General features: G+C 73.0%; 19 protein-coding genes. 10 read left to right on the top strand and 9 right to left on the bottom strand.

The annotated features are described in order from the left end of the window. Positions 1–203: 203 nt before the first annotated feature. Positions 204–1,163, bottom strand: coding sequence for a bis(hydroxyethyl) terephthalate hydrolase (gene bdeA, locus ACZ7DE_RS10485; protein WP_470759425.1), 960 nt, complete (start codon positions 1,161–1,163; stop codon positions 204–206). 402 nt (positions 1,164–1,565) lie between these two features. On the opposite strand from bdeA, the gene ACZ7DE_RS10480 reads away from it, so the two are divergent. The 5 genes from ACZ7DE_RS10480 to ACZ7DE_RS10460 all read left to right on the top strand — a co-directional run bounded on the left by ACZ7DE_RS10480 (position 1,566) and on the right by ACZ7DE_RS10460 (position 7,255). Continuing rightward, positions 1,566–3,230: a PucR family transcriptional regulator gene (locus ACZ7DE_RS10480; RefSeq protein WP_470759424.1), complete on the top strand. Its 1,665-nt coding sequence runs from the start codon at positions 1,566–1,568 to the stop codon at positions 3,228–3,230. Positions 3,231–3,374: 144 nt separating this feature from the next. Beyond that, a complete protein-coding gene (locus ACZ7DE_RS10475; protein WP_470759422.1) occupies positions 3,375–4,748 on the top strand; it encodes a type III PLP-dependent enzyme domain-containing protein in 1,374 nt (457 codons plus the stop codon). 71 nt (positions 4,749–4,819) lie between these two features. After that, entirely contained in the window at positions 4,820–5,044 is a 225-nt protein-coding gene (locus ACZ7DE_RS10470; protein ID WP_470759420.1) for a hypothetical protein, read from the top strand. Positions 5,045–5,162: 118 nt separating this feature from the next. Beyond that, positions 5,163–6,059, top strand: a complete 897-nt coding sequence (locus ACZ7DE_RS10465; RefSeq protein WP_470759418.1) for a Gfo/Idh/MocA family protein — start codon at positions 5,163–5,165, stop codon at positions 6,057–6,059. 107 nt (positions 6,060–6,166) lie between these two features. Continuing rightward, complete coding sequence (locus ACZ7DE_RS10460) at positions 6,167–7,255, top strand: PP2C family protein-serine/threonine phosphatase (protein WP_470759416.1); 1,089 nt, start codon at positions 6,167–6,169, stop codon at positions 7,253–7,255. Here ACZ7DE_RS10460 and ACZ7DE_RS10455 read toward each other — a convergent pair. After that, positions 7,212–9,455, bottom strand: a complete 2,244-nt coding sequence (locus ACZ7DE_RS10455; protein WP_470759414.1) for an MMPL family transporter — start codon at positions 9,453–9,455, stop codon at positions 7,212–7,214. The genes ACZ7DE_RS10460 and ACZ7DE_RS10455 overlap by 44 nt on opposite strands. A gap of 177 nt (positions 9,456–9,632) precedes the next feature. Here ACZ7DE_RS10455 and ACZ7DE_RS10450 point away from each other — a divergent pair, with 177 nt between their 5' ends. Beyond that, positions 9,633–9,839 carry a hypothetical protein gene (locus tag ACZ7DE_RS10450; RefSeq protein ID WP_470759412.1) on the top strand — a complete coding sequence of 69 codons (207 nt, stop codon included), beginning with the start codon at positions 9,633–9,635 and terminating at the stop codon, positions 9,837–9,839. Positions 9,840–9,889: 50 nt separating this feature from the next. Continuing rightward, positions 9,890–11,293: a Si-specific NAD(P)(+) transhydrogenase gene (sthA, locus tag ACZ7DE_RS10445; protein WP_470759410.1), complete on the top strand. Its 1,404-nt coding sequence runs from the start codon at positions 9,890–9,892 to the stop codon at positions 11,291–11,293. A gap of 7 nt (positions 11,294–11,300) precedes the next feature. Here the strand turns inward: sthA and ACZ7DE_RS10440 are convergent, their stop codons facing one another. Further along, the gene (locus ACZ7DE_RS10440) at positions 11,301–11,762 is read right to left on the bottom strand and encodes a DUF5709 domain-containing protein (RefSeq protein WP_470759408.1); all 462 of its coding nucleotides are present in this window, start codon (positions 11,760–11,762) and stop codon (positions 11,301–11,303) included. Positions 11,763–12,090: 328 nt separating this feature from the next. On the opposite strand from ACZ7DE_RS10440, the gene ACZ7DE_RS10435 reads away from it, so the two are divergent. Then, positions 12,091–13,563, top strand: a complete 1,473-nt coding sequence (locus tag ACZ7DE_RS10435; protein WP_470759406.1) for an APC family permease — start codon at positions 12,091–12,093, stop codon at positions 13,561–13,563. 11 nt (positions 13,564–13,574) lie between these two features. Beyond that, complete coding sequence (locus tag ACZ7DE_RS10430; RefSeq protein WP_470759404.1) at positions 13,575–14,534, top strand: hypothetical protein; 960 nt, start codon at positions 13,575–13,577, stop codon at positions 14,532–14,534. Between the two features lie 89 nt (positions 14,535–14,623). Here the strand turns inward: ACZ7DE_RS10430 and ACZ7DE_RS10425 are convergent, their stop codons facing one another. The 3 genes from ACZ7DE_RS10425 to ACZ7DE_RS10415 form a co-directional block, all read right to left on the bottom strand. After that, entirely contained in the window at positions 14,624–16,978 is a 2,355-nt protein-coding gene (locus ACZ7DE_RS10425; protein WP_470759402.1) for a glycoside hydrolase family 65 protein, read from the bottom strand. Further along, entirely contained in the window at positions 16,975–17,727 is a 753-nt protein-coding gene (locus ACZ7DE_RS10420; RefSeq protein WP_470759401.1) for a beta-phosphoglucomutase family hydrolase, read from the bottom strand. Before ACZ7DE_RS10420 ends, ACZ7DE_RS10425 begins: the two co-directional genes overlap by 4 nt. A gap of 64 nt (positions 17,728–17,791) precedes the next feature. After that, positions 17,792–18,187: a YybH family protein gene (locus ACZ7DE_RS10415; RefSeq protein ID WP_470759399.1), complete on the bottom strand. Its 396-nt coding sequence runs from the start codon at positions 18,185–18,187 to the stop codon at positions 17,792–17,794. A 56-nt stretch (positions 18,188–18,243) separates the two neighbouring features. Here ACZ7DE_RS10415 and ACZ7DE_RS10410 point away from each other — a divergent pair, with 56 nt between their 5' ends. Next, entirely contained in the window at positions 18,244–18,882 is a 639-nt protein-coding gene (locus ACZ7DE_RS10410; protein ID WP_470759397.1) for a nucleoside/nucleotide kinase family protein, read from the top strand. Between the two features lie 169 nt (positions 18,883–19,051). On the opposite strand, the gene ACZ7DE_RS10405 is transcribed toward ACZ7DE_RS10410, so the two are convergent. From ACZ7DE_RS10405 to ACZ7DE_RS10395, 3 genes are read right to left on the bottom strand one after another with little or no spacing between them, the layout of a single operon-like run. After that, entirely contained in the window at positions 19,052–20,884 is a 1,833-nt protein-coding gene (locus ACZ7DE_RS10405; RefSeq protein WP_470759395.1) for a hypothetical protein, read from the bottom strand. 6 nt (positions 20,885–20,890) lie between these two features. Beyond that, a complete protein-coding gene (locus tag ACZ7DE_RS10400) occupies positions 20,891–21,769 on the bottom strand; it encodes a carbohydrate ABC transporter permease (protein WP_470759393.1) in 879 nt (292 codons plus the stop codon). A 30-nt stretch (positions 21,770–21,799) separates the two neighbouring features. Then, positions 21,800–22,777, bottom strand: a complete 978-nt coding sequence (locus ACZ7DE_RS10395; protein WP_470759391.1) for a carbohydrate ABC transporter permease — start codon at positions 22,775–22,777, stop codon at positions 21,800–21,802. Positions 22,778–22,787: the final 10 nt, after the last annotated feature.

Below are 22,787 nucleotides of genomic sequence, written 5' to 3'. Positions count from 1 at the left end.
CGCCGCGCGCGGTGGAAGCCTCGCGACGGAGCCGACGGCGGTGTCGGTGCACCCCGTCAGGCGCCCGCGACCAGGACTTTCGTGAGCGACGGGCGGGACGTTCCTTGTGCGGGCGCCCAACGGCCGCCGTCGCGCCGCGGGCACGGGCACAGCGGCGGCCTGCCGGTCCGTGCCCGTCCCCGTGCCGGGAGCGCCCTGCCGACTCAGGACGAGTGCGGGCAGTTGCCCCGGTACTCGTCGATGGTCGGGCCCGGTTGCGGCAGCGGGCACAGGAACTGCTCGTAGCGGGTGTCATTGTCGATGAAGCGCTTCAGCCACGAGACGCTGTACTTCGCGATCGCGGTGTTCGACGAGTTCGGGGTGAAGTGGGTGGCGTTGTTCAGCTCCAGGTACGCGCGGTCCAGGGAGGACGGCAGGGTGGAGTAGAACGGCTCGGCGTGCGTGGCGACGGGGGCGATCGTGTCGCCGTCGGCGCCGACGACCAGGGTGGGTGTGCTGATCTCGGGCCAGGTCTTGTCGACGTTCCAGGGCGTGAGCGGGATCGCGGCCTGGAGGGAGGGCCGGCTCTTGGCGGCCGCCAGGCTGCCGCCGCCGCCCATCGAGTGCCCCATGACGCCGAGGCGGCCGCTGTCGACGCGGGAGCGCACCGAGCTGACCTGCGTGAGGTGGTCCAGGGCGGCGAGCAGCTGACGTCCGCGGGAGTCGGGCTGGTCCAGCGTGGTGAGGGTGTCGATGGTGAACACGACGAAGCCCTGGGAGGCCAGCCGCGGCCCCAGCCAGGCGATGGAGGACTGGGTGCCGGTGTAACCGGGCGAGACGGCGATCGCGCCGAAGGTGCCGTCGGCGGTGCTGGTCGGGTAGTAGATCGTGCCGCCGCCGAAGCCGGTGACGGCGAGCGGGGAGACGGTGGTCTGGGAGACCGCGTAGGGGCCGCGCGACGCCTCGATACTCGCCGTGGTCGGCGCCGGTCCCCGCTCGAAGGGGTTGTCCGCCGCGTGCGCGCCGGGGTCGCCGAGGGTGACGAGTCCGACGGCGGCGGCGATCGCCGTCGCGAGACGAGCGAGCCTGCCGGACCTGCCGGGCGTGGTGTGGGGGGTGCCGTAGGCGTGGGGGGTGCCGGAAGCGGTCCGCCGGTCCGCGCCGGTGCGTGCTTGCTGCTGCACGAGGAGTCGTCCTCTCTGTGGGGCGGACGCCCGGGGCACGGCCGCGGGACACCGCACGGGCGGGTCCGGCCGCCGCCCCCGACGGGAGCCGCCGATGGACTGGCGGTGCCACTGTCGGGGCGCGACGGGCGTGCGGGGATCGGCGATGTCACCGGTCTCGCGATTCCGCCGCACGATCCGCGGCCGGCGGTGCGGGCGTCACCGCCCGGGCCGCCTATCGTCGGCGGGAGGACACGCACACGGGCACGAGCACGCAGGCACACGCACACCAGGCACAGCACACCAGTCAGGGCACACCGGGCACGGGCCACCGGTACGCGGTCACGAGGCACGTCGTCACGAGGCACAGTCACAAGGCACGTCGTCACGAGGCACGTCGTAGGACGAGAGCGGGAGCGTCGGATGAACGAGGAGGACCCGGACCCGGGGGAGGCCGGCGCGACGCTGCGGGCCCTGCTGGCCTTCGAGGACGGCGACGCGGTGCGGCTGCTGTGCGCGCCGGCCTCCCCCGGCACCGTGGTGCGGCGGATCGCCGTCGGCCTGGACGACCTGGGCCCGCACGGGGAGGGTCCGGCGGGCGAGGGAGCCCTGCTGCTGGCGGTCGGCGCCGCCCCCGACGCCCAGACCGTGCGGGAGGCCACCCGCCGGGGCGCCTGCGCCGTCGTCCTGGGCGACCCGGGCGAGGAGGACGCGGAGGCGGAGGCGGTGGCGGCGGCCCGCGAGAGCGGCATCGCCCTGCTCGCCCGGGCCGAGGGCGCCGACTGGGCCGGGGCCGCCGCGCTGCTGAGGTCGGCGCTGTCGTACGTGCGGGCCGGCCGGGCCGACGACGAGGGGGGCCCACGGGGTCCCGAGGCGGCGCCCTCCCTCGCCGCCCTGGCCGCGCGGGTCGCGGAGTACGTGAAGGGGTCGATCACGATCGAGGACACCCGGTTGCGGGTTCTGGCCCACTCCGCCACCGGCCCCGGCGCGGACCCGCTGCGCCGGACCGCCATCCTCGGCGGCCGGGTTCCCGACTGGCGCGTCGCCGAGCTGCGCCGCAGCGGACTGCTGCGCGCCCTGTGGACCTCCGAGGACGTCATCCACCGGGCCGCCGACGGCGACAGCCCGGAGCGGCTGGTCGTCGCCGTGCGCAGCGGGCGGGAGATCCTCGGGTCGATCTGGGCCGCCGCGGACGGCGCGGCCCTGGCCCCGGACGCCGCCCGGTACCTGCGCACGGCCGCCGGGCTGGCCGCTCCGCTGCTGGTGCGCGAGCGGCTGCGGGAGAGCGGCACGGCACACCGCAGGGAGGCCGCGCTGCGCGGTCTGCTGCACGGTCTGGGCGACGGGCGCACCCACGCCTGGTCGCTGGGGCTGGCCGCGGACGCGCCGTGCGCGGTGGTGGTGGCCGAACGTCGGTCCGGCGGCAGGGCCGACGACCGGGCCCTGGACGTGCTGGTCCTGGAGGTCTCGGCGCACCGGCCGGGTACCGGCGTCCTGCGCGAGGGCGACCGGCTGGCGCTGCTGCTGACCGGGGACGCCTCGGCGGCGGACCACGAGAGCGCCGTCGCGGCCGTCGTGCGCGACCTCGCCACGGTGGTGTCCTCGCTGCCGGATTCGCCCGCGGTGTGGCTGGGCGTCGGCCCGGTCGTCACTCCGGAGCGGGCCGCGCTGTCCTACGGGCGGGCCGCCCTCGTCGTCCGGGCGCTGCGGGACAGGGAGCTACGGGCACTGGCCGCCGGACGGCCCCGGCCCGCGCGGCACGCCGACGCCGCCGGCGCGGGCGCGTCGCTGGAGGTGCTGCGGATCCTGGACGCGGCCCGGCCGGTGTGGGAGTCCGGCGGCGGGCCGGTGCACGAGCTGATCCGCACGGACCTGGCCGCGGGAGGCGACCTCGTACGCACGCTGGCGGCGTACCTCGACGCCGGGGGCGACGTCCCGGAGGCGGCCCGTCGCCTGGTCGTGCACCCCAACACGCTCCGGTACCGCCTGGGCCGGGTCCGGGAGCGCCACGGCGTGGACCTGGACGACCCCGACACCCGGCTGCTGCTGACCCTCGCGGTTCGCCTGGCGCTCCCTCCCGAGCTGTGAGTTCGTGCGAGCGCACGAAGGATCCGGTGGTCTTTGTCCGGTCCCCCAAAGACGCGCGGCCGTGGGCGGGGCGAACCTGGAGTTGTCACGCACCGTCGTGACGCCGAGCCCCACCGCCCGCGCGCGCCGAAGGAGACCACGAACGTGCCGCTCCCCACCGAGAACCACGAAACCCCCGCGAGCCGCCGGACCTCGCCCTCCCCCGTCGCCCTCGCCGTCCGTCAGGCCGTCGCGGACGGGCTGATCGCGCAGGACCGGCCGGTGGCCGGGTTCGTCGACGTGCGGGGCGTGCGCGACAGCGTCGACGCGCTGCACGGGGCGTTCGCGCACGTGCCGGACGTCCTGCACACGTTCGCCGCCAAGGCCTGTTCGCTGGTGCCGGTGCTGCGGCTGCTCGCCGAGGCCGGCATGGGCTGCGAGGTGGCGAGCCCCGGCGAACTGCGGCTGGCGCTGGACGCGGGGTTCGCCCCGGCGCACATCGTGCTGGACTCGCCGGCCAAGACCCGTCAGGAGATCCGCGAGGCCCTCGACCTGGCCGTCGCGCTCAACGCGGACAACCTCGACGAGCTCGAGCGGATCGACGCCCTGCGCCCCGCGGACTGCGCGTCCGTGCTCGGGCTGCGGGTCAATCCCCAGGTCGGCGCGGGGTCCATCGGCGCGATGAGCACCGCTACCGCGACGTCCAAGTTCGGCGTGGCCCTGCGCGACCCCGGCGCCCGCGCCCGGGTCGTCGAGGCGTTCGCGCGGCGGCCGTGGCTGACCCGGCTGCACGCCCACGTGGGTTCCCAGGGCTGCCCGCTGCCGCTGATCGCGGAGGGGCTCGCGGCGACGCACCGGCTCGCCGAGGAGATCAACGCGTACGTCGGCCGCCGCCAGGTGACCAGCCTCGACCTGGGCGGCGGGCTGCCGGTGAACTTCGCCGACGACACCGTCACGCCCACGTACGCGGAGTACGCGGCCGCGCTCAGCGCCGCCGAGCCGGCCCTGCTGGACGGCCGCTACCAGGTGGTCACCGAGTTCGGCCGTTCCCTGATCGCCAAGAACGGCTTCACGGCGGCCCTGGTCGAGTACGTCAAGGACGCCGGCGGGCGCCGGGTCGCCCTCACTCACGCCGGCGGCCAGGTGGCCACCCGGACCGTCTTCATGCCGGAGGCCTGGCCGCTGCGGGTGTCCGCATACGGCCCGGACGGCTCGCCCAAGCGCACGCCCCTCGTACGGCAGGACGTCGCCGGCCCGCTCTGCTTCGCCGGGGACGTGGTGGCGCACGACCGGCCGCTGCCGGCCCTCGCCGAGGGGGACGTGATCGTGCTGCACGACACGGGCGGGTACTACTTCTCGGCGCACTGGTCGTACAACAGTCTGCCGAGGCCCGCCGTGTACGGCTTCCTCCTCGACGCCGACCGGGTCGCGTTCGCCATGGTGCGGCCGGCGCAGACGGTGCGGGAGATCTCCGAGGAGAGCGGTCTGGCCCAGGCGGACGCCCTGCTGACGGGCTTCGCCGCGCCCGTTCACCGCTGAGCGCGTTCCGGCAGGCATCAGCCGCGCGATTCGGAGCACCCGGCATCCAGTCGCCTGTCGAGGAGAAAGCCATGCTCTGGGTCGCCGTACTGCTGCTGCCGCTGCTGTCCGTCCTGCTGGGGGTCATGGACCGGGTCGAGGATCGCCTGCTCGTCCCGGATCGGGCCAAGCGCCGCCATGCCGCGGGCCGGCGTCACCTCCGCCTGATACCCGGCGGCTCCACGGGCGCGGGCGCAGGCACGGCCGCGCACAAGGCGGCGGGGACGAGCACGGACGACGAGGCCCAGGCGGCCTGACGGCGGAGCCGACGTACACGCCCCGGTCCGAGAGCGGATGCGGCGTGCACGCCCCGCCCTGCGTGTGCAAGGCTCGCCCACGCTCGCCATATCGGCAACGGCAGGGAGAGTCAGCGGTATGCGCATCGGTCTGCTCGGCACCGGCCCCTGGGCCGGGATGGTCCACGCCCCCGTCCTGCACGCCCATGAGGGGCTCGACTTCACCGGCGTCTGGGGCCGCCGCCCGCAGGCCGCGAAGGAACTGGCGGACCGCCACGGGACACGGGCCTACGACGACGTCGACGCCCTCCTCGCGGACGTGGACGCGGTGGCCGTCGCTCTGCCCCCGGACGTCCAGGCGCGGCTCGCGGTGCGCGCCGCCGCGGCCGGTTGTCATCTGCTGCTCGACAAGCCCGTCGCCGCCACGGTGGCGGGAGCGCGAGCCGTGGTGCGGGCCGTGCAGGAGGCGCGGGTCGCCTCGGTCGTCTTCTTCACCACCCGGTTCGTGCCCGGGCCGCGCGCCTGGATCGCCGAACAGGCGGACGCCGGAGAGTGGTTCACCGCGCACGCGCAATGGCTCGGGGACGTCTTCCACGAGGAGGGCGACAGCCCGTTCGCCACGCCCTGGCGCGGGGAGAAGGGCGCCCTGTGGGACGTGGGCCCGCACGCGCTGTCGGTGCTGCTGCCGGTGCTCGGCGACGTCCGCCGGGTGACGGCCGCGGCCCACGGCCCCGGTGACACCGTCCATGTGGTCCTGGACCACGTGGAGGGCGCCTCCAGTACCCTGACGCTCAGTCTGACGGCCCCGCCCGGGGCGGTGGGCGCGAGCGTCGAGCTCCGCGGCACGGCCGGGGTGACCCGTCTCCCGGAGGACAGCCCGGACGCCGCCTCGGCCCTCTCCCGGGCCGTGGACGAGCTGCTCGCCGCGGCCCGCGACGGCCGCCGCCACCCCTGCGACGCCGCCTTCGGACTGCGCGTCACGGAGATACTGGCCGACGCGGAGGCCCTGCTGAAGGGCGCCGCCGACGGCCGCTGACGGCCGCTCTCCTCCCTGCGACAGGTCGCTCCGCCGCACAGGTTCTTCCGTCGCGTCCGCCGCGGTCTCGGCGTGCGCCCGCCCGTGCCGGGGTGGAGCGTGGGGGTGTGGGACGACTGGACAGTGAGCGGCGGGGCTGGCTGCGGGGAGCACCGCCGCCGCTGTGGGTGCGGGCTCTGCCGCTCGTCCTGGTCGCGGGCGTCTGCGCGGTGACGCTGGCCAGCCCCGAGCCGCTGGACATCGGGTTCGCGCTGGGCGCGATCCCGCCGCTGGCCGTGCTGTCGTACGGTCCCGTGGCGACCGGGCTGCTCGGCGCGGCCGTGATCGTGATGCTCAACGTGCCGGCGTTCCAGCTCGACCAGCCGGGTCAGGCGGACCTGCTGACGACCTGTTTCGTCGCCGTGCTCAGCGTGTTCGTGTCGTTCGTGCGCAGGCGGCGCGATGTGCAGATGGACCTCGAACGGACGATCGCCGAGGCCGCCCAGAACGCTCTGGTGCCGCCGGTGCCCGAGCGGGTCGGGCCGGTGCGCTGCGCAGGCCTGTACCGGACGGCGGAGCGCGGGACGCTGGTGGGCGGCGACTTCTTCGACGTGCGCGAGAGCGCCCACGGGGTGCGGGCGGTGCTGGGGGACGTGCAGGGGCACGGGCTGGCGGCGGTCGCCACGGTGTCCTCGATCCTGGGGGCGTTCCGGGAGGCGGTGCTCGACCAGAAGGACCTGGAGTCGGTGGCGGCACGCCTGGACCGGCGGCTGGTCGTGGACGGGGCACGGGTCGCGCACGCCGAGCTGTTCGCGACGGCGGTCCTGGTGGAGTTCACGCCGGACGCGGACGCCGTGCGCGTCGTCGTCTGCGGTCATCCGCCGCCGGTGCTGCTGCGCGACGGCACGGCCGTGGAGCTGGACGTGGTGCCGTGGACACCGCTCGGGCTCGGGCTGTCGGGCGCTCCGCTCACCGCCGTGGTCCTGCCGCTGCGCCCCGGCGACCGCCTCTTCCTGGCCTCCGACGGCGTCTCGGAGGCCAGGGACTCCGCGGGGGCGTTCTATCCGCTCCTGGACCGTCTGCCCGCACTCGCCGCCGGAGCGGATCCCGCGACGACGGCCGACCGGGTGTGGACGGACGTGCTGCGCCACTCCCCCGGCGTACGGGACGACGTCACGATGCTCGTCCTCGCGCCGGTGCGTCCGGCGGACCGCTGAGGCTCTCCGCGTCGCCCTCGGCGTCGATGTGCGGCAGGATCCGGTCCAGCCACCGGGGCGTCCACCAGGCGTGCGGCCCCAGCAGCGTCATCACCGCGGGCACCATGAGCAGCCGCACCACGGTGGCGTCGATCAGCACGCTGACGGCGAGGCCGAGGCCCAGCATCTTGACGACGATGTTGTCGCTGATGATGAACGCCGAGAACACGCTCACCATGATCAGAGCCGCACAGGTGATGACCCGGGCGGTGATCTCCAGGGCGTGGGCGACGGCGTCCTTGGCGTCGCCGGTGCGCAGCCAGGCCTCGTGGACGCGGGAGAGCAGGAAGATCTCGTAGTCCATGCTGAGGCCGAAGATGATCGCGAACATCATCATCGGCACATAGCTCTCGATGGGCACCTTGCCGTTGACGCCCAGCGCGGGCCCGCCCCAGCCCCACTGGAAGACGGCGACGACGACGCCGTAGGAGGCCGTGATGGACAGGACGTTGAGGACGGCGGCCTTGAGGGCGACCAGGGGGCCGCGGAACACCGCGAGGATGATCAGGAAGGCGAGGGCGACGACGACCCCGATGATCAGGGGCAGTCTGCTCGCGACGATGTCGCGGAAGTCGACCTGCGCGGCCGTGGTGCCGGTGACGTAGCCCTTGGCGTCGTAGCCGGAGACCGCGTCGGGGAGGGTGCGGTCGACGAGCCGGTTCGTCAGGTCGGTGGTGTCGGCGCTCTGGGGGGACTTCTCGGAGTAGACGGTGGCGAGCAGCACGTCGCCGTCGCTGGTGGGGGTCAGCGGGGTCACCGTGGCCGCGCCGGGCACCGCGTCCAGGGTCTTCGTCGCCTGGGCGGACAGGTCGGAGCGCTTGTCGGACGGCACGGACGTCTGGTCGATGACGACGGTGAGCGGGCCGTTGGAGCCGGGGCCGAAGGCGTCGGTCATCAGGTCGTAGGCCCGCCGGTCGGTGAACGACGTCGGGTCGGCGCCGTCGCCGATGTGGCCGAGCTGGATGGAGAAGACGGGGATCGCGAGGATCGCGATGACGGCGACGCCTGCGCCGAGGTACTGCAAGGGTCTGCGTTCGACGCGCCTGGCGTAGCGGTGCCAGGTGCCGTGCGGGACGGCGCCCGGTTCGGCGTCGGTCTCGGCGACCGGTTTGCGCACGTGGTAGCGGTCGATCCGGCGGCCGATCAGCCCGAGCAGGGCGGGGACGAGGGTGAGGGCGCCGGCGACCGCGGAGACGACCGTGATGGCCGCGGCGAGTCCCAGTTTGCCGATGAAGGACACCCCGGACGCGTACAGACCGAAGAGCGCGATGATCACGGTGGTACCGGACACGAGCACGGCGCGGCCGCTCGTGGCGTTGGCGTGTCCGGCGGCCTCGGCGGGATCCGCGCCGTCCATCAGGTTCTGCCGGTGCCGGGTGGTCAGAAAGAGGGCGTAGTCGATGCCGACGCCCAGCCCGATCATGGTGGCGAGGGTGGGCGACACGGTCGCGAACGTGAAGGCGGCGGCCAGCAGCCCGAGGCAGGCGAGCCCGCCGACCACGCTGATCAGCGCGGTGACCAGGGGCAGTCCGGCCGCGATGACACTGCCGAAGCCGACCAGCAGGACGACGATCGCGACCGCGAAGCCGATCAGCTCGCTGACCCGGTCGTCCGCGGCGGGGCGGGCGAGTTCGCCGAGCGAACCGCCGTACTCGACGTCGGCGCCGGCCGCGCGCAGCGGTTGGACGGCCTGGTCGACTCCGGTCAGATAGCCGTCGCCGAGGGTGGAGGGCTGCTCGTCGAACCGCACGGTGATGTAGGCGGTCTTGCCGTCGCCCGACACCGGTCCGACCTTGGTCGCGGTCTGGGTCAGCGGGTTCTGTACGGACAGCACGTGGGGCAGCTTCTGCAGGTCGCCGACCGTGGTGGACATCGGGGAGCTCAGCCCGGTGACGGCCTGGTCGTCGTGCAGGACGATCTGGCTGCTGTAGCCGCCGGCCTGGGGGTCGTGTTTCTCGAGCACGTCCAGGCCCTCGGTGGACTGCACGCCCGACAGCTGGAAGTTGTCCTCGTACACGCCGCCGACGGCGCGGCTGACCGCCTGGAGGGCGACGAGCGCGACCAGCCAGACGATGATCACGATCAGATAGTGGTGGGCGCACCAGGCGCCGAGCCTTCGCAGTCCCCCCCGTTGGGGTTTCCCGGCTGCGGTGGGTTCCATGACCTGGGCCTTCCTGCCGTGCGGCGGTGTGCCGCAGGGTTGGGGGCGCCCCGACACAGCCCATTAGACGCCCGGCCGATCATCGCGGCATCTCGGGCCGGGATGATCGGGATTGCAGGGTGCGGCTCCAGGATGAATGGTGTTAGTACATTCCTTCGGACGCGAGGAGCAGACATCATGCCGACGTCACAGCCCGGCGCCGCCCGGCCCTCCCCGGAGCGCGCAACCCCGGACAACCTGCTCCACACCCGCACCGGCACCGAGGTGTCCGCCGAGGACATGGTCCTCGCCACCGGCCGCGACCTCACCCCGCGCAATCTCGAGTGGGCCCGCCGCAAGCTCGCCGAGGAGGGCCCCGGCGCGATCGAGAAGCTCCTGCCCTAGAACCCCCGACGCTCTTTCCCCGCACCCCCCGCCCTGCCAGACTGCGGAGGGTGCCCGACTTCGACATGCTCGTCCTCGGATCAGGTCCCGGCGGTCAGAAGGCCGCCATAGCCGCGGCCAAACTGGGCCGCCGAGTCGCCGTCGTCGACCGCCCCGACATGGTCGGCGGGGTCTCCCTCCACACCGGCACCATCCCCTCCAAGACCTTGCGTGAGGCGGTGCTCTACCTCACCGGTCTCACCCAGCGCGACCTGTACGGACAGAGCTACCGGCTCAAGGAGGACATCACCGTCGCCGACCTGACCGCCCGCACCCAGCACGTCGTGGGGCGGGAGATCGACGTCATCCGCAGTCAGTTGACGCGCAACCACGTCGCCCTGTTCGCCGGCACCGGCCGGTTCGTCGACGACCACACCGTCGCCCTGCGCGAGATCACCGGCCAGGAGCGGCTGATCGGCGCCGATCACATCGTGATCGCCACCGGGACGCGGCCGGCGAGGCCGGACAGCGTGGAGTTCGACGGGCGGACGATCCTCGACTCCGACAACGTCCTGACCGTCGAGCGGGTGCCGCAGTCGATGGTGATCGTGGGCGCCGGGGTGATCGGCATGGAGTACGCGTCCATGTTCGCCGCGCTCGGCAGCAAGGTGACGGTGGTGGAGAAGCGGGCCGGGATGCTCGACATGTGCGACGTCGAGGTCGTCGAGTCGCTCAAGTACCACCTGCGGGACCTGGCGGTGACGTTCCGCTTCGGGGAGACCGTGGCCGCCGTGGAACGGCATCCGCGGGGTGCGCTGACCGTGCTGGAGAGCGGCAAGAAGATCCCGGCGGACGCGGTGATGTACTCGGCGGGCCGACAGGGCCTGACCGATGAACTCGACCTGGACAAGGCGGGGTTGACGGCCGACCGGCGCGGCAGGATCGAGGTCGACGAGCACTACCGCACGTCGGTCGGGCACATCTACGCCGTCGGTGACGTCATCGGGTTCCCCGCGCTCGCCGCGACCGCGATGGAGCAGGGCCGGGCGGCCGCCTACCACGCCTGCGGGGAACCCGTCGGGCAGATGCATCGCCTGCAGCCCATCGGCATCTACACCATTCCGGAGATCAGCTTCGTGGGGCGCACGGAGGACCAGCTGACCGAGGAGCGGGTGCCGTTCGAGGTGGGCGTGGCCCGCTACCGCGAGCTGGCCCGCGGGCAGATCATCGGCGACGCGCACGGCATGCTCAAGCTGCTGGTGTCCCCCGAGGACCGCACGCTGCTCGGCGTGCACTGCTTCGGCACCGGAGCGACCGAGCTGATCCACATCGGGCAGTCCGTGATGGGCTGCGGCGGGACCGTCGACTATCTGGTCAACGCGGTGTTCAACTATCCGACGCTCGCGGAGTCGTACAAGGTCGCCGCGCTCGACGCCACCAACCGGCTACGGCAGTTGGACCGTATCGGGGACTGACCGGGCCTCACTCCTCGACGATGTGGACGGCGGCCTCCTCCGCGCCCGCGGCCCCGCCGTCCACGCCCACGTCCCGGGCGATCTCCTCCTTGACGGCGTCCGGGTGGGCCCCCTCGTCGGGCGCCACGAGCCGGCCCGCACGCCGGTCGCCGGCCTGGGGATCGACGGGCTCGCCCTCGCCGCCGGCGAGGTCTCCGACGCCGTCCCCGGCGGGCTCGGCCGTGTCCGGCACCTCCTGGGCGAGCCGCTGGTCCAGGCTCTCGCCCTCGTGCTGCTCGGCCGCGGTGGTGCCGTACTTGGTCACACCGAGCGGCTTCTCCGGCGGGGAGTAGCCCTCGTCCAGGGTGTCGTCGTAGGTGCGCTCGTCGACGGCGTCCTGGAGGTCGAGCGGGGCCGCGTCCTCCTGCTCCTCGTTGGTTCCGGTGGGCTGGTAGACGTCGTCGCCCATCGCCTCGGACTGCGTGCCCATGGTGCCTCCTTGCCTGCCTGCTGTTCTTCCCCGTCCGCGTTTCCCGTGCGGGCCGCTCCAATCGCGACACATGTCACCTGCGTGGGCGGGCGTGCACGTTACCCGTCCGTCAATCTTGAAAGCTCAACCGTTCGGGCTATAGTCACTCGCACACTCGGTGTGACCGTTCGCGCACGCAGTGCTGGAACGGTGTTCCGCCGCGCTTTTCCCCGCCGACGTCTCCCGAGGTCGTCCCTCTCGAGCCGCGGTGGCGCTCCACCCCCCACCCCCCATACGCCGTCGGGCCGCTTCGCCCCGGGCGGTGTGCACGAAGGAAAGCAGCGCAACGATGAGCAACAGCACCGGAAGAGGGCTCCAGCCGAACGTGCTGGGCACCTTCGACTCGGTGGTGATGGCGATCGCCGGCAGCGCCCCGGCGTACTCCATCGCCGCAACGACGGCGGTCCTGGCCGGCGCCGTGGGCCTGGCCGGTCCGGCGGCGCTGCTGTACTGCGCGATACCGATGCTGGGCATCGCCCTGGCGTTCGGCCGGCTCGGCCGGATCGACGTGAACGCGGGGGCCAGTTACTCGTGGGTGGGGCGCACGCTGCACCCCTTCCTGGGCTTCGTCAGCGGCTGGGCCGTGGTGGTCTCGGCGACCGTCTTCATGGTGGCGGGGTCGCTGCCGGCCGGGTCGATGACACTCGCCCTGTTCGACGAGGGCCTCGCCGACGACACCGCCCTGTCCACCGTCGTCGGCGCCGCCTGGTTCCTGGTGATGCTGGCGGTCGTGCTGGGCGGGACCCGGCTCACCGTGCGCGCCCAGCTGGTCATGTCGGGCGTGGAGCTGGCGATTCTGGCGCTGTTCGCGGTGCTCGCCCTCGTCCACACCGACAACTCGCTGCCGTTCGACTGGTCCTGGCTCGGCTTCAGCCACTTCGACGGTGTCTCCGGCTTCGCCTCGGGCGCGCTGGTCGCCGCGTTCTACTACTGGGGCTGGGACGTGGCGAGCAACCTCGGCGAGGAGACCCGCGGCAGCCGCCGGACGTCCGGTCTCGCCCAACTGATCGGCCTGGGCGTCGTCTTCCTCCTCTTCGAGGTCTTCACCGTCGCGGTGAACGTCGTCCTCAGTTCGCAGCGGATCGAGGACAACGGCGCGAACGTGCTGGCGGCGCTGGGCGAGGAGGTGTGGCCGGGCTGGGGCGGCAAGCTGCTGATCGTGGCCGTGCTGCTGTCCACCGTCGCCGCGCTGGAGACGACCCTCGTCCAGGTCACCCGCTCGCTGTTCGCGATGGGCCGCGACCGTACGATGCCGTCCGCTCTGGGGCGCGTGCACCGCACCTGGAACACGCCGTGGGCGGCGGTCGCGGCGGTGGGCGCGGTGGCGATGGTGCTGTTCGTCGCCTCCAACGCGCTGGGTTCGGTGGGTGACATCCTCGCCGACGCGATCGCGGCGATCGGCCTGCAGATCTCGATCTACTACGGTCTGGCGGGCCTGGCGGCGGTCGTCGCCTACCGCGGGACGCTGCTGAGGTCCGCGGCCGACTTCGTCCTCGGCGGACTGTGGCCGCTGTTCGGCGCCCTGTTCATGTTCTGGATCTTCGCGGAGTCGCTCGGTGAGCTGGAGCCCGCCGCCGTCGCCGTCGGCATCGGCGGCCTGGCCGTGGGGCTGGTGCCGATGCTCTGGTACCGGCGGCAGGGCAGCGCCTACTACCGGCCCGCCCGGCTCGACGCCTCGCGGACCGTCGCGACCGGCCACGTGTCCGGTGCCCGCCCCGCCGCGCACCTCGCCGCCCATGACGGTCTCTCGACCGACTTCTGAGAAGGAACACGATGGCGCGGGACCGTTTCACTCCCGTTTTCGACCCGGACTGCGGGGACGTCGCCCTCTCCTCCGTCCGGCACGACGTCGCCGTCGGCCGCTGGCAGGGGATTCGGGACCTGCTGCGCGCGACCGGCCCCGACTGGCTTGCCCGGGGCCACCGGGTCCGGATGCTGGCGCAGGCCTGTGCCGACGGTTCCACGGTGGAGACCTGGCTGGCCGCCGAGCCGCACAGCGCCGACGCGCTGGTGCTGCGGGCGGCCACGGAGACGGCCCGCGCGTTCGACCTGGCGATCGCAGCGGGCCGGGGCGTGCCGATCGAGCGCGGCCGCGTCGACGGCGCGGTGCTGGCCTGTCTGTCCGCGGCCGAGACCTACCCGGACGACCCGACGCCGTGGATCTCGCTGATCTCGGTGGCCCGGCTCTACCCCTCCGGAGTGCGCAGGCGGGAACTGGCTCGCTGGTGGGACGAGTTGCACCGGCGTGACCCGTACAGCATGGAGGGCCACCTTCAGGTGCTGCACTACTACTCCGCCCGCTGGCACGGCTCGCACGGTCTCATGTACGACTTCGCCCGCGACGCGGCCGGCGTGGCCCCGCCGGGCTGCCCGCTCCCGGTGCTGGTCCAGTACGCGCGGGTCGAGGAGTACCGCCACTCCCTGGCCACCGCCGAGGGCCGCTCCGTCCCCCTGGGCCTCGGCCGGCACTGGGACGACGACGGGGCGGTCGGCGACGTCCGACGCACCTGGGACCGCTGGATCACGGGCCGCAAGGAGGGCCCGGTCGCCCCGGGCGAGCTGCGCGACGTCAACCACCTGGCCCACGCCGCCTGTTCGGCGGGCGCCGCGGACATGGCGGGGCCGCTGCTGGGGATGCTCGGCCGCCGGGCGACCCGCGCCCCCTGGTCCTGCACCGGCGATCCGGCGCAGCAGATCGTCAGGTGGCGCAAGGAGTGGGGCGTGGGCGACTGAACCGCCCGAGCGGACCCGGTTCGGGCGCGCGGCCCGGGGAGGGCGGGCCGGCGGCGCGGAGATCCGCCGCCGGCCCGCCCCTCCTCCGCCTAGGGCCGCGGGAAGCGGGTCTGGGGCCCCCGGTGCCGCGGCTGCCGCGGCACCGGCCGGGCCGGTGTGGGCGGCAGGGTGCGCGCGACGGGCCCGTCGCCGTTCACCCGTACCGGCTCACCGTGGTGATGGACCGTCAGCGGCGGCCCGGACAGCAGGGTGTACGCGGCCTTGTCCGGGCCTATCTCCACATGCAGCCGCCGGCCCCGGTACTGGACGCTGAAGGCCAGCCGGCCGATCCGCTCCGGCAGCCGGGGGGCGAAGCGCAGGCCGTCGGCGTCGCGCCGGAGCCCGCCGAACCCCGCGACCAGGGCCGTCCACGTGCCGGCCAGGGAGGCGATGTGCAGTCCGTCGCGGGTGTTGTGCTCCAGGTCGGCCAGATCCATCAGCGCGGCCTCGGTGGTGTAGTCGTAGGCCAGGTCCAGGTGGCCGGCCCGCGCGGCGATCACGGCCTGGCAGCAGGCCGAGAGGGAGGAGTCGCGGACGGTCAGCGGCTCGTAGTAGGCGAAGTTGCGGGCGATCTGCTCCTCGTCGAAGTGACTCGCGCAGGTGTACATCGCCAGCACCAGGTCGGCCTGCTTGACCACCTGTTTGCGGTACAGGTCGAAGTAGGGGAAGTGCAGGAGCAGGGGGTACTGGTCGGCGCGGGTGCCGTCGAAGTCCCAGTGCTGGTAGCGGGTGAATCCGGCGTGCTGTTCGTGGACGCCGAGTTCGTCGTTGTAGGGCAGGTACACCGCTTCGGCGGCGTCCCGCCAGGCCGCGCCCTCCTCCTCGTCCACGCCGAGCCGGACGGCCTCCTGCGGATGGCGCTCCACGGCGTCGGCGGCGGCGAGGAGGTTCGCCCGGGCCATGAGGTTGGTGTACGTGTTGTCGTCGGCGACCGCGCTGTACTCGTCGGGGCCGGTGACGCCGTCGATGTGGAAGGCGCCGTGCGCGTCGTGGTGGCCGAGCGAGCGCCACAGCCGGGCGGTCCCCACCAGCAGTTCCACGCCCGTGGCGCGCTCGAACTCGGTGTCCCCGGTCACCGCGACGTACCGCACGACGGCGTCGGCGATGTCGGCGTTGACGTGGAAGGCGGCGGTCCCGGCCGGCCAGTAGGCCGACCCCTCCGACCCCTCGATGGTCCGCCAGGGGAAGGCGGCGCCCGCCAGCCCGAGCTGCGTGGCCCTCTCCCGGGCGGCGGGCAGGGTGCTCTGCCGCCAGCGCAGGGCCTCCGCGACGGCGTCGGGAGCCGTGTAGGTGAGCAGGGGCAGCACGAAGGTCTCGGTGTCCCAGAAGGCGTGGCCGTCGTACCCGGAACCGGTCAGCCCCTTGGCGGGGATGGCCCGTTGCTCGGCGCGCGCGCCGGCCTGCAGGACGTGGAAGAGGGCGAAGCGGACCGCCTGCTGGATCTCCTCGTCGCCGTCGACCTCGACGTCCGCACGGGACCAGAAGTCGTCGAGGTAGGCGCGCTGGTCCTCGAGGAGGCCGCCCCAGCCGCTGTGTCCGGCCGCCGCGAGGGCCGCCTCCACCTGGTCGCTCATCGCGGGCCGGGAGCGGGCGCCGGACCAGCCGTGGGCGACGAGCTTCTCCACGCGCAGCCGCTCGCCGGGCTCCAGCACGGAGGTGACGGTGAGACGGGCGACGTCGACGTTGCTCTCGCCGCTGAGGGTGGTCCGCTCGGGGCCGGTGACGGTGTGGTCGGCGGCCACGGCGACCCGCAGCCCGCTGCGCCTGGTGCGGTGGACGAGCCGCAGCCGACGGCCGACGGCCACGTCCTCCTCCGGCTCCAGCGGCGACTTCAGGGCGCGGGCCGCGCGCGGGTCGCCGTTCGGGTCGGGGAGGCTCTCGTTGGTGACCAGTTCGGACTGGATCACCACCCGGGAGCGGCTGTCCACCGCCTCCACCTCGTAGGCGACGGCGGCGACGGCCCGCTGGGTGAGCGAGACCAGCCGGGTCGAGCGCACCCGGACGGTGGACCCGGCCGGCGAGGTCCACTCACACGTCCGCTCCAGCACGCCCCGCCGCAGGTCGAGCACCCGCTCATGGCTGACGAGGCGTCCGTAGCGCAGGTCGAACGGCTCGTCGTCGACCAGAAGCCGGATGATCTTGCCGTTGGTGACGTTGATGACCGTCTGCCCGGACTCCGGATAGCCGTAGCCCGCCTCGGCGTAGGGCAGCGGGTGCAGTTCGTGGACGCCGTTGAGATAAGTGCCCGGCAGACCGTGCGGTTCGCCCTCGTCGAGGTTGCCGCGCCAGCCGACGTGCCCGTTGGACAGCGCGAACACCGACTCGCTCTGTGCGAGGACGTCCAGGTCGAGCTCCGACTCGCGTACGCACCACGGCTCGACGGTGTACGCCCGGTGGGTGGTCACGCCCGCCCTCCCCGCTCGCGCAGGTCCGCGAGATCCTTCACCACGACGTCCGCGCCGTGCGCGTACAGCGCGTCGGTCTGCCCGACGCGGTCGACGCCCACGACGTAGCCGAAGTTCCCGGCGCGCCCGGCGTCCATGCCGGCCAGCGCGTCCTCGAAGACGGCCGCCCGGGCCGGCTCGACGCCCAGGTCGCGGGCGGCGGCGAGGAAGGTGTCGGGCCGCGGCTTGCCGGGCAGGTCCCGCTCCGCCGCGACGACGCCGTCGATCCGTACGTCGAAGAGGTCCTCGGCGCCGATCGAGCGCAGTACGTCCCGCGCGTTGGCGCTGGAGGAGACGATCGCCGTGCGCAGTCCCCGCGCGCGTGCCGCTTCGAGGTAGCTCAGGGTGCCGTCGTAGGCCTCGACGCCCTGGGTGCGGATCTTCTCCAGGAGCAGTTCGTTCTTGCGGTTGCCGAGGCCGTGGACGGTCTGCGCGTCGGGTGGGTCGTCGGGGTGTCCCTCGGGCAGTCGGACCTCCCGGGAGGCGAGGAAGGCGCGTACGCCGTCGGCGCGCGGGCGGCCGTCGACGTACTCGTCGTAGTCGTCGCCCGCGTCGAACGGCCTGAAGCCGTCCCCGTCGCGCTCGCGCAGGAAGGCGTCGAAGGTCTCCTTCCAGGCGGCCGCGTGGACCACCGCCGTGCGGGTGACGACCCCGTCGAGGTCGAAGAGGCAGGCCTGGATGGCTTCGGGGAGACCGAGAGTCGTCGTCATACAGGCTCCCGTTCCCCGGGATCGGCCCGCTCAACGGTGTGGCGCCCGCCACATCTGCGGGCTGTCACTCGTGCGGGAACGAGTGGTGCTCGTGCGCGATCAGCCAGCGGCCGCCCTCCTTGCGCAGGCCGAAGGTGAGGCGCAGCCGCAGCGCGGGGTTCTCGGCCAGCTCGCGGGGCGTGCCGCAGCGCAGCAGCGCGTGGGCGTAGGCGACGTCCTGACCGGCGGTCACGTCGAGGGTGTCGAGGTCGAAACGCGCCCCCTCGGCCTGCCAGGCGAAGAACGGCGGCCACAGGGCGCGATAGGCCGCGAGGCCCCGGATGCCCGCGTGCGGGGGCGGGACGTAGTACAGGACCAGGTCGTCGGCGTGGTCGGCGAGGACGGTGTCGAGGTCCCCGCGGTGGACGGCGTCGGCCCAGCGGGTGATCAGGGTGCGGATCTGTGTCTCGTCGTCGGGCAAAGGTCGTCCTCCTCTCTCTGCGGGTCTCCTTCCAGGAGACTGCGACACTCTGCTGTGTGCTCACTTTCGATGATCTGCTGCTGCGGGCCCGTTCTCTCGCCGGGGACGGCGGGCGCGCGCTGCTCGGCATCGCCGGCAGCCCCGGCGCGGGCAAGACGACTCTCGCGCGCCGCCTGGTGCGCGAACTGAACGGCACGGGCGAGCCGTGGGTGGCGCATGTCCCGATGGACGGCTTCCACCTGGCCGACGTCGAGCTCGACCGGCTCGGGCGCCGGGACCGCAAGGGCGCGCCGGACACCTTCGACGCGGCGGGCTACGCGGCGCTGCTGCGGCGGCTGCGGGAGGATGCGGGCGGCGACGACGTCGTTTACGCCCCCGGCTTCGAGCGGGTGCTGGAGCAGCCGGTCGCGGGGGCCGTGCCCGTCGCGCCGACTGCCCGGCTGGTCGTCACGGAGGGCAACTACCTCCTCCTCGGCACGGGCGCGTGGGCGCGGGTGCGGTCCGCGCTGGACGAGGTGTGGTTCTGCGAGAGCGACGAGGCCGAGCGCGTACGCCGACTGGTCGCCCGGCACGAGGAGTTCGGCAAGGGCCACGAGGAGGCGGTGGCCTGGGTGCACCGGAGCGACGAGCGCAACGCCGCACTCGTGGCGGCGACCCGGGACCGGGCCGATCTGGTGGTGCCCTGGCCCCTGTGACGTCCGGGCCGCCCCGGGAGCATCCGCCCGCCGGCCTCCACTGCGCCCGTGACGGCGTGTCCGCGCCCGGGCACGGGCGGACGGAGCAGGTGCGGCGGTGGGGCGATGAGCCGGGTCCGCCGCTGTCCGACCTGGTCGCCGCGGTGCCCGGCGACCGGGTGGACGGCCCTCAGCCGCCGGCCGCGCGGAGCGTCAGCCGCGGCTCGCCGTGGGCGTCGTCCGGCCCGAGGACGGCGGTGAACGCGTCCGCGCGCACGGTCAGGCCCTCCGCGGTCCGCTCGACCGACACCGCCCAGGGCTCCTCGCAGCCGTAGCGCACCGCGAACACGTGCAGGTCGTCCGGCGCGCCGGGGAGCGGCCCGGCCTCCAGGGCCGAGGAGCTGACCAGATGACGCCAGCCCTCGTCCGGGTTGCCGTAGCCGCGCGGATCGGCCGCGAGGGCGAAGGCGGCCTGTTCCTGGGTGAGTTCGGCGCGGGCGTCGAAGTGGTCCGGGCCCGGCGCCCCGGGGTGCGTCAGACGCAGGGCGCCCGGCGAGGAGACGGCGGCCGACGCCGTGCGGCGGACCCGGTCGCCGTCGTCCTCGGCGTACGGCAGGCCGGCCAGCAGGTACGGCGTCCCGTCGAGGCGCTCCACGGCGACCGTCGTCCACAGGCTCGTGCCGTCGGTGACGTACAGGGAGCGCACGTACCGCAGGACGTGGTCGCGGCCGACGACCGGCTTGGTGACCAGCTTGGCGCTCAGGCCCTCGGCGCGGACGTCGCGGACGCGGACCGCGCCCATCGGGCGGCACAGCAGGAAGCCGTCGGTGACCGGGCCGAACCCGTGCTGGCGGTTGACGGCGGCGGCCAGGAGGTAGGTGCCGCCCGCCTCGATCACCGCCGGAGTCATCCGGTCGTCGAAGGCCACCGAGACCGTGCCGGCGCGCAGTTGGTGACGTGCCGGTCGCGGCGACGGTTCGCGGTGCCAGCGGGCGGTGTCCTGGATCTGCCAGACCAGCATCCACGCGAAGTGCCCGTCGACCCCGCCGTCCGCCTTGCACGCGTGCCGGGCCCAGCGGCTGTCGCCCCGGTAGCGGCCCAGGTCGGAGCCGATCCGTGCGCCGAAGTAGCGCAGGCCGAGGACCGACTCGAAGGCCGAGTGCTGCTCGCTGTAGCGGGGGCCGCCGTTGTCGAAACCGCCGACGGTGAGGCGGGCGTCGAGGTAGCGGGCCAGGGCGTCGCCGTCCTCGGCGAAGATCTCCTCGCCGCTGACCCGGTGGGCCTGGGCGAGGAAGGACAGCGAGATCGGACCGTAGTTGTTGTCGTAGGCGCCGCCGTGTTCGGGGGGCAGCAGGGCGCCCCGGTCGCGGACCCGGTGGGCGCGGATCTCGTCGCTGTACAGCGCGAGCGCGCGGGCGCGGATCCGGGCCCCTTCGGCGGCGGGCAGGCGCCGGGCCAGCATCAGGCCGCCCACCACGCAGCCGATCGCCTGGTTGCCGGCCTCCTGCGGATTGAAGAAGGTCGCCTCGGTCAGCCAGCTCCAGTAGCCCCGGGCCACGTCCAGCAGCTCGGCCCGCTGCTCGTCGTCGACCAGGCCGTCGGCGGTGTCGAGGACGTTCACGGCCTGCAGCAGTGCCCACACCGTGCTCGGCCAGTCGCCGATCGGGTGGGCGCCGGCCGCCAGGGTGTAGCGCGCGTACGGGAGCCCGGAGCCGCGCACCCTCAGGTTGGGGTAGCCGGGGTTGTCCTCCCGGTAGACCCGCTCGCGCAGGTGGAAGGCGAGGCTGCGGCGCACGGCGTCCGGCAGGCGCGGGTCCCCGGTGCGCTGCCAGGCGAGGGTGAGCAGGGAGGTGATGCCGAGGGAGGTGTCGCCGACGTCGTCGACGCAGTCGGGGTGTTCGAGGTTTCCCTCCGGCGTCATCCGCCGCAGCGCCTGCTCGGTGACGTCGGCGAGGACGGCGTCGTACGCCTGGGGGGTGTCGGGCAGGTCGTGCAGCGGGCCGCGCTGGTGGAGGAGGTGCACGCGGGATCAGCCCTTCATGCCCGAGGTCGCCAGGCCTTCGACCAGCCTCTTCTGGAAGATGAGGAAGCAGATGAGCGTCGGCAGGAGGGCGAGGGTCGACATGGCGAACATCGCGCCGTAGGAGGAGCCGCTGGTCTGGTCCAGGAACAGGGTCAGCCCGAGGGGGACGGTGAACTTGTCGTTCTGCTGGAGGTAGACGAGCTGGTGGAGGAAGTCGTCGTAGGTCCAGATGAAGGTGAAGATGGTGGTGGTGACCAGGGCCGGCTTCATCAGCGGCAGGATGATCTTCCAGTAGATCTGCCAGGGGTTGGCGCCGTCCATCATGGCCGCGTGGTCGAGCTCGCGCGGGATGGAGCGGATGAACTGGACCATCAGGAAGATGAAGAAGGCGTCCACCGCGAGGAACTTCGGCACGATCAGCGGCAGGTAGGTGTTGATCCAGGTCAGGTTGTAGAAGATCGTGTACTGGGGGATCAGGACGGCCTGCGTGGGCAGCATCAGCGTGCCGAGCATCAGGCCGAACCAGACCTTCTTGCCGCGGAACTCGAAGCGCGCGAAGGCGTAGGCGGCCAATGAGCAGGAGACGACGTTGCCGATCACCGCGCCGATCGTGACGATCAGCGAGTTGGTGATGTAGAGGGAGAAGGAGTTGCCGGAGCCGCTCCAGCCGTCTGCGTAGTTCTGCGGGTTGAGCTTGTTCGGGATCAGCCCGGGGTGGGTGAAGATCTCGGTGTCGGGCTTGATCGAGCTGCTGAGCATCCACAGCAGCGGGTAGAGCATGACGATCGCCACGCCGATGAGCACGGTGTGGATGAAGATGCGGCGGGCGCCGGTGGCCGAGCGGAGCTTCTGCAGCGGCGACGCGTTCGGGGTGATGGCGGACATGGGAAGGACTCCTCGCTCGGACGTCAGGCGTCAGTCGTCGTAGTGGACCCAGTAACGGCTGGCGATGAAGTTGACCGCCGTGAAGCCTGCGATGACCAGGAACAGCACCCAGGCCAGGGCCGAGGCGTATCCCATCTGGAGGTCGGTGAAGCCCTTCTTGTACAGGTACAGGGAGTACAGCATCGTGGAGTTCAGGGGTCCGCCGGTGCCGTTGCTGACGACGAAGGCGGGGGTGAACGTCTTGAACGCGTCGATGATCTGCAGGACGACGTTGAAGAAGACGATCGGGGTCAGCAGCGGCAGGGTGATCTTGAAGAACCGGGTCGCGGGGCCGGCGCCGTCGATCGCCGCCGCCTCGTACACGTCCCTGGGCAGCTGCTTGAGACCGGCGAGGAAGATGACCATCGGGGTGCCGAACTGCCAGACCGCCAGCAGGATCAGCGTGTAGATCGCGGTGTCGGGGCTGGAGATCCAGTCCTGGCCCTCGATGCCGAACCAGGCGAGGAAGTCGTTGAAGAGACCGTCGCCGCCGAAGACCTGACGCCACACGATGGCGACGGCCACCGCGCCGCCGAGCAGCGAGGGCAGGTAGAAGGCGGCCCGGTAGAGGCCGATGCCCTTCAGGTCCCGGTTGAGCAGCATCGCCACACCGAGCGCGAGGGCGAGCTTCAGCGGAACGGACACCATGACGTACAGGAGCGTGGCGTGCACCGTGTCCCAGAAGACCGGGTCGTGGGCGAACATCCGCTCGTAGTTCTTGGTTCCGACCCACTGCGCGGGCGTCAGCAGGTCGAAGTCGGTGAAGGACAGGTACAGCGAGTCCAGCATCGGGTAGATCGTCAGGCCGAACAGGCCGACGAACCAGGGGGCCAGGAAGACGTAGGGCCACCAGCCTCCGCCCCGCTTTCGGGCGAGACGGCGCCGCATACGGTCGCGCTCCCGCTGGTCGGACGGGGTGGCCGGAGCCGGCGCCCCCTTCACGACCTCATCGGTCTTCGCGGTGGTCATACTCATCTCC

It is taken from the genome of Streptomyces sp. NPDC037083, assembly GCF_055606485.1.
The sequence above is the reverse complement of the archived record's forward strand: the minus strand, read 5'-3'. Positions and strand labels throughout refer to the sequence as shown.